A 14,194-nucleotide genomic window follows, 5' to 3' on the forward strand; every position below is an offset into this window, starting at 1 on the left:
CTCAGATCGGCGTGATGTAGTCGATCAGCCATTTGCCGTCGATCTTCTGGTAGTCGACCCGCAGCCGGCTGCCGTCATAGACCGGGTTGCCGGCTTTTTCGGTGACGGTGCGATTCATGTACACCATCACCGATGCGGTCGTGCGCTGTGCATCGAGCACCCCGGCCCCGACGACATTGGCCTGGCTGACGAGTTGGCGTTCGCGCGCCTGCGGGATGATGTCGTTGTTGGTGCGATCGGCGAACTCCCGGCGGTACTCCGGGGTCAGGAACTGGTACACCTCGGTGAAGTTGGCCTCCACCGTCTGGTAGTCGAACCCGAATACACGCGGGATCTGTTCCCGTGCAAGCGGAGTGACCTCTTCGCGGGCGGACTGTTCGCCGCCACGCTGCACCGCGCCCCAGTACAGCGCGCCGCCCACCGCGGCCAGCACCACCACCACCGTCGCCAACACCACCGTGAGCGAGCCGACCATCCTGGCCGTCCAGGTGCTCATCAGTTGCCCCCGTCGGGATAGGTGACGTCGTAGCCGGTCATGTGGCCGTTGTCATCCTCATGCACGGTGATACGCAGCCGGTAGGGCTGCGACGGCGCATCGGTGCCGTCGAGGTCGGTCACCGTCACCCGGACCGACACCAGCACCTGGGCGTTACCGGAGATGTCGTCGATGCTCTCCAGCGCTGCGCCGTTGATGACCGCCTCGGAGTTGGCCATGGTGCTGCGGAAGATCGCCTTGAGGTTGTCGACGTTGTTGTCCTGGCTGAGCATGTCCCGCAGCGGACCGCTGGTGCTGTCGACGAACCGGTTCACGCTCTCTTCGATGGTGTCCTGGTGGTAGCTGAACATGTTCACGACGACCTGCGAAGCGGTATCGACATAACGTTGTTCGCGCTGCGCGACGGCGTCGTCGGCACGCTGTTGGGCCAGAAGCGCGAACACCGCCCACGACAGCGCGGCCACCAGGACCACCGTAGCGGCCAACGACACGACCAGCACACCCCGGCGGTTCGGCGACCGGCGCGGAGGTGGCCCGGCAGGGGTGATCGGACGGACCGGGACGGACGCGACCGGGATACTGACCGCGGCAGCGCTGCCCTCGGCAGGTCCCGCTGCGCGGGATGCCTTCCGGCGTTGCCGCGGGGCAGGTTTGGTTGTTACGGCCCCGTTCTGTTCATCAGTCACTACGCCTGCTCCGGAGACAACATCAAATCCACCCAGTTCTCGGCCGGCGCCTGCTTGGCCAGGCCCGGCGCGAAGACGCCGGCACCGCCCTGCGGATCGATGAAGACGCCGGTGTTCTGATCATAGGTGGCCACCGAGGTACCGCTGGCCAGCGCCGCTTCGGCCGGCAGCGGACCGGGTGCGGGCGCTGGGGCCGGCGGTGCCGGGGCCGGGGCAGGTGCCGGCGGGGTGCGGCCGTAGGGCGGCACCACGTGGTCGGGCGGCGAGAAGTACGGCCACGGCGGCGGGATGCCCGGCTCGGCCGGCGGCACCGGCAGCGGGAACGGAGCGTGCGGCGCAGGCCCGGGGCCGGGTGGCACACCCGGCGGCAGCTGCACCACCGGTGGGCCCGGATCCGGATCCACCTGCGGCGGGATCATCGGGAACTTGTTCGGCGGCAGGATGTTGCGGCCGTCCTCGATCGGGGTTCCCACCGGCACCGGCGGGCCGCGCCACGGATTGTTGCCGATGGGCACGTACCCCTCGGGATCGCGGCACAGCTGGATCGTCGGCGCGCGCTTACCCGGATACTCCATGCAGGGGTAGTTGCGGGCACCGCGGACCACGCTGGGATCGTTGTGCGGCACCTTGCAGTACATGTCGGTGGGCAGTTCCCGCACCGTGGTGTCGGCCGGGGAGCGGATCTGCGTCGGCGGGATGAAACCCACCGAGCATGGCGGCGGGTCCCCGAGGTCGATCTTGAAGTCCAGCTTGCCACCCTCGTCGGCCGGCACCCCGCCGGCGACGGTGAGCAGCGCGGAGAACAACGCCGGGAAGATCACCAGCGCCTGCTCGATCGACTTGTGGTAGATCACGCCGATCCGTCCGGCATTGGCCAGATTGGCCGCCAGCATCGGGAAGGACGGCCGGATGCCGGTGAAGGTCTGGTTGGCCACCTCGACGGCGCCGGGCGCAGTCTGCAGCGTGGTGCGCAACTGCGGATCGGCGTTGGCGACCTCGGTGGTCACCCGCGCCAGCCCGTCGGCGAGCGACCGGATGTCATCCCCGCTGCGGATCTGCGCCGCCAGCAGCGGTCCGGCCTGGTCGATGAGCTGCTCGACCGGCTGATAATTGGCGTTGGCCTCGTCGACCAGCAGCCGCGCGGACTCGATCATCCTGGCCAGTTCGGGACCCGAGCCGTTGAACGCATCGAAAGTTTCGCGCAGTAGGTCCTGCAGCCGGGTGTTGCTGATGTTGGTGACCAGTAGGTCGGCCTGGTCGAGCAACCCGGCGATGTCCTGACCGATCGCGGTGCGGTCCATGCCGATGTCGGCACCATCGGCCAGCATCTCCGGTGACGCGTCCTCCGGCGGGACGAGGTCGATGTACTGCTCACCGATGGCCGACATGCTCTTGACGGTCGCGGTCACGTTGGCCGGCACCGGAGTGGCGCTGTTCAGCCGCATCCGCGCGACCACGCTGTCGTCAGACAACCGAACGGACTCCACCCGCCCGATGGTCACGCCCCGATAAGTGACGTTGGCGTTCTCATAGATCCCACCGCCGGCGGCGAAGTTCGCCGACACGTTGTAGACACCGATGCCCAGCGCGGCCGGCACCTGCAGGTAGAACAGCGCGGTCGCACCGACGGTGATGATGGTGACCAGCGCGAAGATGCTCAGCTGGATGCGCGTCAGACGATCGATCATCGCGGCGGCTCCCCTCCGGCGCTACCCGGCGGGATCTTGAACGGATCGGCGGCCTGTCCGGACAGGTTGGCCATCGACCCGATCAGGAAGTCGGGCGGGTTGATGATCTCGTCCATCCGCTTCATGTTCGGATCGAGCCCCAGCGACGTGGTGAACACCGACTCACCGAGGCGGCGCAGCGTCAGATCGAAGGTCACGAACACGTTGAGGTAGTCACCGCGCACCGCGCGCTTGATGTTCTTGCTGACGAACGGGAACGTGGGCAACAGCTGCAGATCACTGACAAATGCCGACCGGTTCTCGCTGAGCGCCTTGATGACCGGATACAGGCTGACCAGATCCGCGGTGAAATCGTCCTTGGTCTGCGAGAGGATCCGCGAGGCGACGTTGGCGAAGCTGCGCAGCGCGGTGAACGTCTCGACGATGGTGGCGCGGTTGTTGTTGAGCACCTCGAGTGCCTCGGGAAGGGTGTCGAGGGTGCGGCCCAGGCTGTCCTGGCTGCGGGCCAGGATTCCGGCGAAGCGGTTCAATCCCTCGGCGGCGGCGATGATGTCGTCGGTCTGCTCCTGCAGCGACGCTGTCAGCTCGGCCAGCCGCGGGATCAGGTCGGTGAAGCGGTCCCGACGGCCCGCGACCGCCGCGTAAGCCTCGTCGGTGATGTCCTGCAACGCACCGAGATTGCCTTTGTTGACCACCACGCCCAACGCGGCCAGCACCTCTTCGGTGGTGGGATAGCGACCGGCCCGATCGACCGGGATGCGCGACCCGTCACCGAGCCGGCCCACCGGGCGCTCGTCGACGGGAGGAGCCAATTCCACATGCTGGGAACCAAGCAACGACGTCTGGGCCACCCGCACCTCGGAGTTTTCCGGCAGGTTGACGTTTCCTTGGAGGGACAACTGGACCGCCGCATAGAAGGTCCCGTCCGCGCGCTGGACCGCGTCGATGCCCGACACACTGCCGACCGTGACGTCATCGACCATCACCGGCGAGTTCTGCGGCAGCGTCGCGACATCGGGCAACTCGACGGTGATCGAATACGAACCCGCGCCGTGTCCGGCGGTACCGGGCATGTTCAGCGAGTTGAGCCCGCCGAACTGGCAACCAGCCAGCAGTGCAGCACCGCTACCGATCGCGACGGTGCGCACCGACATCCGCGTCAGGGTTCTCATCGCGGCCCCTCCGCTGCCGGCACGGGTCCCGGTGCGGCACCGGGCTGGCCGTGTTCGGAGCTCCCCGCGGTCGCACCCTCGTCGGTCTTGGGCAAGAAGAACGAGCTCAGATCGGCATCGACCGGCACCTGGGGTGGTGTCACCCCAGGTGCGTTCTGCCACTGCAGATACGGCACCGGGGTCTTGGCCTTGGCTTCGGTTTCCGGAGTGTCGTAGATGATCTGCCCCTTGTAAGCGGTGATGCTGTTGATCGGGTGGAACATCACCGGCGGGTAGTTCATCGTGATCCGCTTGAGCACCGGCCCCATCCGCTGCCGGCAGATCTCGGCGCGCTTGTAGTTGTCGGTCGTCGCCGCCGCATCGAAGGTGCCGCCGCAGATGAACTGCACCGGATTGGCGAAGTTGGGCAGCGACAGCACACCACCGACGGTGCCCTGCGCCGGGTTGTAGATGTTGTAGAAGTTGGCCAGGCCGTTGGGTGTCACGTGCAGGATCTGCTCGATGTCGTCACTGTGCTCAGTGAGCAGGTTGGTGAAGTCGGTGAGCCTGTTGACTTGCCCGATCAACGCCTCGTTGTGTTCCCCGAGGAACCCGCGAACGTCGCTGAGCGCCTGGTTGAGGGTTCCCAGTGTGCGGTCGAGTCCGACCGTGCTGTCGGCGAGCACCTGCGACACCGAGGCGACATGGTTGGAGAACTGCACAATCTGTTCGTTGCTGTTGGACAGCGCATCGACGAGAACCTGCAGGTTTCGGATGGTGCCGAAGATATCGGTGCGCGAGTCACCCAGCCGGCCTGCGGTCTGAGAGAGTTCGCGCAACGCTTGGCGGAACGAGTCCCCGTTGCCGTCGAACGTGTCGGCGGCTTGGTTGACGAACGCCGCGACGGGTCCCTGTACCTCGCCCGCCTGCGGTCCCAACTCCCGGGACAGCTCGGTCAGCTGCTCTTTGACCTCGTCCCATTCCACCGGCACCGCAGTCCGGTCCAGCCCGATGGTGGCACCGTCGGCCAGCGCCTCACCGCCGGTATAGGCCGGGGTGAGCTGGATGAACCTCGCCGACACCAGGTTCGGCGCGACGATGAGCGCTTGGGCGTCGCTGGGCAGTTGCACGCCGTGGTCGAGGGTCATCGTGATCTGGACATCGGAGGCGCGCGGATCAATGGAGTCGATCCTGCCGACCGGGACACCGACGATGCGGACTTCGTCCCCGGGATACAGACCGACCGCTGTGGTGAAGTGCGCGACGATCGTGTGGCCACTACGTGTCGGCCAGACCAGGAACACCCCGACAGCCAGGGCAGCCACCAGCAGCGCCGCCAGTGCGGCGCGGACCCCGCGGCTGCGCGCGTTGATCTTCTCGGTGATGCTCATGGCGACTTCGGCCTGATGATGAGCCGCTCGGAGATATAGCCGCGCAGCATGTCGGAAAGGCTGTCGGGCAGCTTGCCCGGCTGGAAGTAGAAGTCCAGCAGTACCTCCGCGATCGGTGCGGGTGGCAGACCGTAGAGGTTGATCTGGAAGCCGGGCGCCGAACCGACGACCTCGCCGAGCGCGGTGGCGTAGGGCGGTAGGCGGCGCAACGCCTCGCCGATGTGCTCGCGGCGCTCCAGCAGGTTGTCCATGACCGCGTTGAGCCGTTCCAGGACCGGGCCGAACTCGCGACGATTGTCGGCGACGAAACCGGAAAGCTGTTCGGAGACATCGTCGATACCCGCGATCAGGTTCGACAGCGCCTGGCGCCGCTCATCGAGCGCGGCGAACAGCAGGTTGCCGTCGGTGATCAGCTGGTTGACCTGCCCCGAGCGCGCCGCCAACGTATCCGACACCCGCTTGGCGTGACCGAGCAATTGGGCCAGCGCCTCATCGCGTCGATTGAGCGTGCGCGACAGGTCGGCGATGCCGTCCAGCGCACCGCGCAGCTGCGGGGTGGCATCACGCAGCGAATCGGTCAACGTCTGCAAGGCCTGCTCGAGCTGCGGTTTGTCCAGCGCGGCAGTGTTGCCGCCGAGATCCTGCAACGCGGTGTTGAGTGTGTACGGAGTGGTGGTGCGGCCCAACGGAATCACCGTCGAGGTACCGCTGCCCTTCGGCGTCACCGCCAGCGACTTCTCCCCCAGCACGGTGTCGGTCTTGATCGACACCAGCGACTGATCTCCGACAGCGATGCCACGCTTGACCGTGAAAGTGACCTTGGCCGCGTCACCGGCCAGCGCCACGTCCCTGACACTACCCACCGTGATACCGGAGACATTGACGTCGTTGCCGGGGGTGATACCACCGGCGTCGGCGAAGTAGGCCTCGTAGGCCTTGCCCTGCGGGAAGAACGGCAGGCTGGTGTAACCGAACGCCACGATCACCAGGCACGACACCAGCGCTATGCCGAAGATGCCGGTGCGCAACGGGTTTGAGTTCTCGGTACTAGCCATCCTCTGAGCACCTCCCCTTCGACGGATCCGGCGGCCCACCGAACGGGATCAAGATGTCGCTTCCGGCGGGACCGTTGATTTTCATTCGTGTCGAGCAATAGAAGATGTTGAAGAACGACCCGTAGGCCCCCAGCGCGTTGAGCCGCAGGTAATTCTCGGCCAACGGCTCGATCACCTCGTTGACCTCGGCCTTGCGGTCGTCGAGTTCGGTGGCCAGCGGCCGCAACTGCTCGAGCACACCCTGCAGCGGGCGACGCGAGTTCACCAGCATCTCGGTCAGATCGTTCTCGGCGGTGGCCAGCGGCCCGATGGCGCCGGCGATCGGGTCGCGGCCCTCACTGAGGCCGGTGATCAGCTGCTGCAGGCGGTCGACGCTCGCGTCGAATTCGGCACCCTTTTCGTCGACGGTGGCCAGCACGACATTGAGGTTCTCGATCACCTCGCCGATCAGTTGGTCACGTGCTGCCAGGTTCTGGCTGAACGCACTGGTGCTGGCCAGCATGCTCGACAGTGCCCCACCTTGGCCTTGCAACAGCTCGATGATCGCCCCGGACAGTTCGTTGACCTTCGACCCGTCCAGACCTTTGACCACTGGACGTAGTCCGCCGAGCAGCGCGTCGAGGTCCAGCGCCGGGGCGGTGTTCTCTCGGGGGATTAGCGCGCCCGGCGCCAGCTTACGCAGCTCGCCTGGGCCCGAAGTGATCTCGAGGTAGCGATCGCCGACCAGGTTCTCGTAGCGGATGACCGCGCGGGTCGATGTGTAGAGCTGGTAGCGCTTGTCGATGTCGAAGCTGACGTCGACGGTGTTGTCCGGGTTGAGGCTGACGTTCCTGACCGATCCGACCGGAACCCCCGCAATACGCACATCTTGGCCGGACTTCAGCCGCGACGCCTCGGTGAAGTTGGCCCGGAAAGAGTTGCTGGCGGTGAACCGGAACTCGCCGAAGACGACGATCAGCATGGCAGCGACGAGCAGCATCACCACGGTGAAGATCGAAACACTGATCACATTGCGCCGGTGTGTCATCAGTGCCCCCGCTTCTTCGCGCAAGCGCTCATCAGTGCCCCCGCTTCTTCGCGCAAGCGCTCATCAGAAATCGTCCCGTTCCGCGAACGCCCCGTTGAACAGGAACTGCAGCGTCGACGGTGCATCGAACTGCAACTCGGTGTTGGGCTGGTAAGGGACATAGGCATTGTCGGTCACCAGGAACGGCGCCCGATACCACGAGCCGCCGTATTGTTTGGACGGCATATTCGGCAGCCCCCGGCAGTTCGGACCACCGGTGGCGTTGACGATCGGCAGGCTCTCCGGATACGTGTAGGCCGGCGAACCGGGTAGGAAGTTCGACGACACGAACAAGCCCGGGCGGGTGCCGCCGATGATCGGACCGAAGCGGTCGATGGCCAGGTCGATCGCCTGCAGCAGGCATGGATACTGCGGCGAGTAGTCCCCCACCACCTTCAACGGGACACGCAACCGCTGGATGGCCGCGATGTAATCATCGGCGCCCGGCTCCAGGGTGGCGGTACCGTTGTCGGCCAGGCCGGTGGCCGCCAACAGTGTGGTGGTCAGGTTCTCCTGCTCCTCGACCACCGTCGTGCTGATCGCCGGCGCGTTGTCGAGGATGCGTGCGAGATCGGGACCGGCGTCGCCGTAGATGTTTGCGACGACCGCGGTTTGACGGATATCGTCGCGCAACGCCGGCAGCTTCGGATTGAACTGCGCCAGATAGTAGTTCAGGCCCGCGATCAGTTCGCCGAGGTCCTCTCCGTTGCCGCGCAGGCCCTCTCCGAGCGCCGAGATCGTCGCATTGAGATTGATCGGGTCGATCTTCTCGAGCAGATCGGTCAGGTTCTGGAACAGCGTGTTGACTTCGAGTTGCACGTGCCGCGCCGCGATCTCGGCACCGGGCCGCAGAGCGCGGCCGGTGCTTTCCTCCGGCGGCATGAACTCCACCGACTTGGCGCCGAAGATCGTGGTACCACCGATGCGCACGGGGGCGTTGTCCGGGATGTAGCGCATGTCGGAGCGGTTGATCGCCAGGGTGAGTTTGGCGTCGCGGCCGGCGTACTGGATCGATTCGACTTTGCCGACCGGGATACCGCGATACTTGACCTTCGCGTCGCGTTCCATCACCAGACCGGCTCGTGGCGAGAGCACCGTGACCTTGTCGGTGGGCGTGAACGCCGCGGTGTAGGACAGGTAGGTGAACACGGCCGCGGCGAGCACCACAGCAGCCAGGATCGCCGCAGCGATCCTCACGTGGCTGCGCTTGGCGTCACCGTCGGACATGGTCTTTTCCTAGCCTTCTTCCTTAGCCGGAGAGGTTGAAGTTTCCTGATGCGCCGTAGACGGCCAGCGAGATGAACAGCACGATGGTCACGACCACGATCAGCGAGGTGCGCACGGCCTGGCCGACGGCGATGCCCACCCCGACCGGGCCGCCGGAGGCGTTGTAGCCGTAGTAGGTGTGCACCAGCATCACCGCCACGGCCATCACGATGGCCTGCAGGAACGACCACAACAGGTCACTGGGTATCAGGAAGGTGTTGAAGTAGTGGTCGTACAGCCCAGCTGACTGGCCGTTGATATAGACGGTGGTGAAACGCGCGGCGAAGAACGCGGCCAACACCGACAGCGCGTACAACGGCACGATCGCGATCAAGCCGGCCACGATCCGGGTCGACACCAGGTACGACACCGCGTGCACGGCCATCGCTTCCACGGCGTCGATCTCCTCGGCGACCCGCATCGCCCCCAACTGCGCGGTGGCACCGGCGCCGATGGTCGCCGCCAACGCGATTCCCGCGATCACCGGCGCGACGATGCGCACGTTGAGAAACGCCGAGAGGAAGCCGGTGAGCGCCTCGATGCCGATGTTGCCCAGCGATGAGTAGCCCTGCACCGCGATCACGCCGCCGGAAGCCAGGGTCATGAACGCCGCCACCCCGACCGTGCCGCCGATCATGATCAGCGCGCCGGTGCCCATCGACATCTCGGCGATCAGCCGGACGGTCTCCTTGCGGTAGCGCGTCGCGGCGTTGGGGATGTAGCGGAAGGTCTGGCCGTAGAACAGCGCCTGCTCACCGATCGAGTCGACGACGCGGGGCACCCCCCGCAACATCCGGCGAAACCGCAGCGTGGCGTCGTAGCTCATGAGTCGAGCACCCGCACACCCACCGCGGTCATCAACACGTTGATGACGAACAGACAGATGAACGCATAGACCACGGTCTCGTTGACCGCGTTGCCCACCCCTTTCGGACCGCCCTTGACCGTCAGGCCGCGGTAGCAGCCCACCAGACCGGCCACCACCCCGAACAGCAGCGCCTTGATCTCGGCCAGAATCAGCTCCGGCAGCCCGGTCAGCACCGTCAACCCGTTGATGAACGCTCCCGGGTTGACCCCTTGCAGGAACACCGAGAACACGTAGCCGCCCGCAGACCGATCAGACACACCAAGCCGTTGAGCAGCAACGCCACAAACGTCGAGGCCAACACCCGCGGCACCACCAGACGCTGGATCGGATCGATACCCAGCACCCGCATCGCGTCGATCTCCTCGCGGATGGTGCGGGCGCCCAGGTCCGCGCAGATCGCGGTCGCTCCGGCACCGGCGACGACCAACACCGTCACCACCGGCCCCAACTGGGTGATCGTGCCGAAAGCCGTACCGGCCCCGGACAAGTCCGCCGCACCGATTTCGCGCAACAGGATGTTGAGCGTGAATGCGACCAGCACCGTGAACGGGATCGCCACCAACAGCGTCGGGACCAGGGAGACACGCGCGATCATCCAGGTCTGGTCCAGAAATTCCCGGAACTGGAACGGACGACGGAACATCTTGACGAAAGTGTCCAGCGACATTTCGACGAACCCGCCCACGGCCCGCGCCGGCGCCGCAAGCTGATCGATCAAGTCGACTCCGTTCCTGGGGACGGGGCATCGGGGGCCACGCTGTGGCGAACAACTTCACATTGCTCGCCGGTAGCGCCTCCGTACCCTGGTCACATGCGCTGCTCTTCGTGAGCCGGATCATACTAACTAGAACGTGTTCGCGGTGTCAAAGCTAACTAATGTGACAGTCTTGAATGTATTTACGCACGTCAAAGTCATTGTGACACAGGTCATTCTAGAACGTGTTCTAGCGAGTGTCGGCAGCCCCGCCCCGTGGTAGTCAGTCTGGGTCGCCCAGTCCCATAGCCGCGGAGAAAGTCTGTTCCGGGTCTCGGTCAGCAAAGTACTTTGCCAACGTGTCCGACAGCGCCGCCGGCTCCCAGATGTCGTCGCCGGCGCTGAATTGGCGCTCAGCAGTCGGCGCCGCCAACAGGGTCACCGTCGGACCGTAGACGATGAACAGCTGTCCGTTGACCGCTTCGCTGGCCGGCGCGGCCAGGAATCGGACCAGATTGACGACATGCTCGGGCGAGAGCGGGTCGACAGCGCCCTCGGGCAGGTCGGGCGCGTCGCCGAAGACGCCGGCGGTCATCGCCGTCCGGGCCCGCGGGGCGATGGCGTTGGCGCGCACCCCGAAACGGTGCAGGGCCCGCGCCGCCGAGAGGGTCAGCGCGGTGATGCCTGCCTTGGCAGCACCGTAGTTGGGCTGCCCGACCGGGCCGGACAACCCGGCCTCCGAGGAGGTGTTGATGATCCGGCCGTAAACGGTGCCGTCACCTTGTTTGGCCTGGGTCCGCCAGTAGGTCGCGGCGTTGCGGGTCAACAGGAAGTGGCCGCGCAGGTGCACGTTGATGACGGCGTCCCACTCCTCGTCGGACATGTTGAACAGGATCCGGTCCCGCGTGATGCCGGCATTGTTGACCACGATGCCCAGGCCACCGAGCCTGTCGGCGGTCTCGACCAACTCATCGGCGGTGCTGCGCGCACTGATGTCACCGGGGACCGCAACGCCCTTGGCCCCTGCCGCGGCGATCTCGTCGAGGACGTCGGAGGAGTCCAGAGCGGGGGCGATGTCGTTGACCACCACGGTGGCCCCGGCGCGGGCCAGGCCCACGGCCTCGGCGCGACCCAGACCGGCGGCGGCTCCGGTGACGACCGCGACGCGGCCGGACAGATCAAGCTGGCTCAATTTATGAATACCTCTAGTCGTGTCGGATCAGGGCAGCTCGGGGGCACTCGTTGACCGACTGTTCGGCCAGCGCCTCCTGGTCGGCGGGCACCGGGTCGGCCTTGACGACGGCATAGTCCTCGTCGTCGAGGTCGAACAGGTCGGGGGCGATTCCGACGCATACCGCGTTGCCCTCGCAACGGTCGCGATCGACTTCCACTCGCATGAGAACCTCCTGTCGGTCCGGGGCACCACCCTGGACCCCAAGACTAGAACGTGTTACAACCGGGGAACCGATGAGGTACACCTTGGCACCTCGGACGGAACCTACGGACCCAGGCTGGCAGACAAGTGAGGACGGCGCGATGCGAATCGGCTACACCCCTGAACAGGAGGAGCTTCGCCGCGAGCTGCGCGCGTATTTCGCCAAGCTCATGACCGCCGAGCGCGCCGAGGCACTGGCGAGCAACGACGGCGAGGTCGGCCGCGGCAACGTCTACCGCGAGACCGTCGCGCAGATGGGCAAGGACGGCTGGCTGACGCTGAGCTGGCCCAAGGAGTTCGGCGGGCAGGCACGCCCGCCGATGGACGGGCTGATCTTCAACGACGAGGCTGCGATCGCCAACGTGCCGGTGCCGTTCCTGACGATCAACAGCGTCGCGCCGACGATCATGCACTTCGGCTCCGAGGATCAGAAGAAGTTCTTCCTGCCCAAGATCGCAGCCGGTGATCTGCACTTCTCGATCGGCTACTCCGAACCGGGTGCGGGCACCGACCTGGCCGCGCTGCGGACCACCGCCGTCCGTGACGGCGACGAGTACGTCATCAACGGTCAGAAGATGTGGACGAGCCTGATCGCCTACGCCGACTATGTGTGGCTGGCGGTGCGCACCAATCCGGAAGCCAAGAAGCACCGGGGCATCTCGATGCTGATCGTGCCGACGACGGCCGACGGTTTCTCGTGGACTCCGGTGCACACGATGTCGGGTGTGGACACCAGCGCCACCTACTACCAGGACGTCCGGGTACCGGTGTCCAGCTTGGTCGGTGAAGAGAACGCGGGCTGGAAACTGGTGACCAACCAGCTCAACCACGAACGCGTCGCACTGGTGTCGGCCCAGCCGATCTTCGTCGCACTCGACGGGGTCCGCGAATGGGCGCAGAACACCAAGGATGCACACGGCAAACGGTTGATCGACTCCCAGTGGGTTCAGCTGAACCTGGCCCGGGTGCACGCCAAGGCCGAGGTGCTCAAGCTGATCAACTGGGAGCTGGCTTCCACCGAGGCCGCACCCTCACCTGCCGACGCCTCGGCGGCCAAGGTGTTCGGCACCGAGTTGGCCACCGAGGCCTACCGGCTGCTGATGGAGGTCCTGGGAACGGCGGCCACGCTGCGCCCCGACTCCAGGGGCGCGTTGCTGCGCGGCCGGGTCGAGCGGATGCACCGATCGTGCCTGATCCTGACGTTCGGGGGTGGCACCAACGAGATCCAACGCGACATCATCGGCATGGTCGCCCTCGGCCTACCCCGCGTGAACCGCTGAAAGACGAGGATTTCCATGGATTTCTCCACGACCGAGGCCGCCGACGATCTCGGCGGACTGGTGCGCACCATCACCGAATCGGTGTGCACACCGCAACATCAGCGTGATCTCGACGGGCTCGATCAACGGGTCGACCACGCGCTGTGGTCGAAGCTGATCGATGCCGACATCCTCTCCGCGGCGGCACCCGAGTCGTTGGACGGCGGTGGCTTCGGGCTGCTCGAGCAGGTCGCAGTGCTGGTGGCGCTGGGCCGCCAGATGGCCGCGGTGCCGTATCTGGAGTCCGCGGTCGTCAGCGCGGGCGCGCTGGCCGAGTTCGGTGCGTCCGGGCCGCCCCGGCAGTGGGCGACGGCGGCGGTCAAGGGTGAGAAGATCCTCACCGTGGCACTCGACGCCGACATGGGTGACGGTCCGGTCCGCGCCGGCGGCGGACCCGACGGCGCATTCCGGTTGACCGGGACCCGCACCCAGGTGCCTTATGGCCCGGTGGCCGACGCGTTTCTGGTTCCAGCCGAAACCGATTCCGGTGTACGCGTTTTCGTGGTGGCAGCAGACGACCCCGGGGTCGGCATGGAAGCTCTCACAGTGACCGGACGCAGCAGCATCGGACATCTGACGCTGTCCGGCGTCGAGGTCGGCGCTGATCGCGTGCTGGCCGACGAGTCCGCACTGAGCTGGATCCGCGCTCGCCTCTCACTGGGCCGCAGCGCCTTTCAACTCGGAGTGGTGGAACGAGCGCTGGAGCTCACTGCCGAGTACGCGCGCGAGCGCGAGCAGTTCGATCGGCCGATCGGTAGTTTCCAAGCGGTGTCGTCGCGGTTGGCGGACGGGTACATCGACGTCAAGGCACTGCGGATGACGTTGACCCAGGCGGCCTGGCGGTTGTCGCAGGGATTGCCCGCCGACATCGACATCGACACCGCGGCGTTCTGGGCCGCCGAAGCCGGTCACCGCGTGGCGCACACCGCGGTGCACGTCCACGGTGGTGTCGGTATCGACATCGACCATCCGGTGCACCGGTACTTCCTGGCCGCCAAGCAGACCGAGTTCGCCCTCGGCGGAGCCACCGGTGCGCTGCTGCGCATCGGCACCGAGCTGGCCGATACACCGGCCTGACC

At 66.1% G+C, this 14,194-nt stretch carries 13 protein-coding genes and 1 pseudogene; 2 read left to right on the forward strand and 12 right to left on the reverse strand.

Features of this window, described 5'->3' with window-relative positions:
• Position 1: 1 nt before the first annotated feature.
• From KXD98_RS22700 to KXD98_RS22755, 12 genes and pseudogenes are all read right to left on the reverse strand, one after another.
• Complete coding sequence (locus tag KXD98_RS22700; protein ID WP_260760573.1) at positions 2-496, reverse strand: mammalian cell entry protein; 495 nt, start codon at positions 494-496, stop codon at positions 2-4.
• On the reverse strand, positions 496-1,182 hold the full coding sequence (locus KXD98_RS22705; protein WP_260760574.1) for a mammalian cell entry protein: 687 nt from the start codon (positions 1,180-1,182) through the stop codon (positions 496-498). Before KXD98_RS22705 ends, KXD98_RS22700 begins: the two co-directional genes overlap by 1 nt.
• Positions 1,182-2,870, reverse strand: a complete 1,689-nt coding sequence (locus KXD98_RS22710) for an MCE family protein (protein ID WP_260760575.1) — start codon at positions 2,868-2,870, stop codon at positions 1,182-1,184. The genes KXD98_RS22705 and KXD98_RS22710 overlap by 1 nt, the downstream gene beginning before the upstream one ends.
• Positions 2,867-4,042, reverse strand: coding sequence for an MCE family protein (locus KXD98_RS22715; protein WP_313901247.1), 1,176 nt, complete (start codon positions 4,040-4,042; stop codon positions 2,867-2,869). Before KXD98_RS22715 ends, KXD98_RS22710 begins: the two co-directional genes overlap by 4 nt.
• Complete coding sequence (locus tag KXD98_RS22720) at positions 4,039-5,412, reverse strand: MCE family protein (protein ID WP_260760576.1); 1,374 nt, start codon at positions 5,410-5,412, stop codon at positions 4,039-4,041. The genes KXD98_RS22715 and KXD98_RS22720 overlap by 4 nt, the downstream gene beginning before the upstream one ends.
• Complete coding sequence (locus KXD98_RS22725) at positions 5,409-6,467, reverse strand: MCE family protein (protein ID WP_260760577.1); 1,059 nt, start codon at positions 6,465-6,467, stop codon at positions 5,409-5,411. Before KXD98_RS22725 ends, KXD98_RS22720 begins: the two co-directional genes overlap by 4 nt.
• Positions 6,460-7,494, reverse strand: coding sequence for an MCE family protein (locus tag KXD98_RS22730; protein ID WP_260760578.1), 1,035 nt, complete (start codon positions 7,492-7,494; stop codon positions 6,460-6,462). The genes KXD98_RS22725 and KXD98_RS22730 overlap by 8 nt, the downstream gene beginning before the upstream one ends.
• Before the next feature lie 63 nt (positions 7,495-7,557).
• Complete coding sequence (locus KXD98_RS22735) at positions 7,558-8,760, reverse strand: MCE family protein (RefSeq protein ID WP_260760579.1); 1,203 nt, start codon at positions 8,758-8,760, stop codon at positions 7,558-7,560.
• A 22-nt stretch (positions 8,761-8,782) separates the two neighbouring features.
• A complete protein-coding gene (locus KXD98_RS22740; RefSeq protein ID WP_260760580.1) occupies positions 8,783-9,625 on the reverse strand; it encodes an ABC transporter permease in 843 nt (280 codons plus the stop codon).
• Positions 9,622-10,385, reverse strand: a pseudogene (locus KXD98_RS22745) (MlaE family ABC transporter permease). The gene KXD98_RS22740 and the pseudogene KXD98_RS22745 overlap by 4 nt, the downstream one beginning before the upstream one ends.
• Before the next feature lie 259 nt (positions 10,386-10,644).
• Positions 10,645-11,553, reverse strand: coding sequence for a 3-oxoacyl-ACP reductase (locus KXD98_RS22750; protein ID WP_260760581.1), 909 nt, complete (start codon positions 11,551-11,553; stop codon positions 10,645-10,647).
• Between the two features lie 13 nt (positions 11,554-11,566).
• A complete protein-coding gene (locus KXD98_RS22755; protein WP_260760582.1) occupies positions 11,567-11,758 on the reverse strand; it encodes a ferredoxin in 192 nt (63 codons plus the stop codon).
• 139 nt (positions 11,759-11,897) lie between these two features.
• On the opposite strand from KXD98_RS22755, the gene KXD98_RS22760 reads away from it, so the two are divergent.
• Both KXD98_RS22760 and KXD98_RS22765 read left to right on the forward strand, forming a co-directional pair.
• The gene (locus KXD98_RS22760; RefSeq protein WP_260760583.1) at positions 11,898-13,076 is read left to right on the forward strand and encodes an acyl-CoA dehydrogenase family protein; all 1,179 of its coding nucleotides are present in this window, start codon (positions 11,898-11,900) and stop codon (positions 13,074-13,076) included.
• A gap of 15 nt (positions 13,077-13,091) precedes the next feature.
• Complete coding sequence (locus KXD98_RS22765; protein WP_260760584.1) at positions 13,092-14,192, forward strand: acyl-CoA dehydrogenase family protein; 1,101 nt, start codon at positions 13,092-13,094, stop codon at positions 14,190-14,192.
• The last annotated feature ends 2 nt before the right edge of the window (positions 14,193-14,194 follow it).

It is taken from the genome of Mycobacterium sp. SMC-4 (genome assembly GCF_025263265.1).
GTDB lineage: Bacteria > Actinomycetota > Actinomycetes > Mycobacteriales > Mycobacteriaceae > Mycobacterium.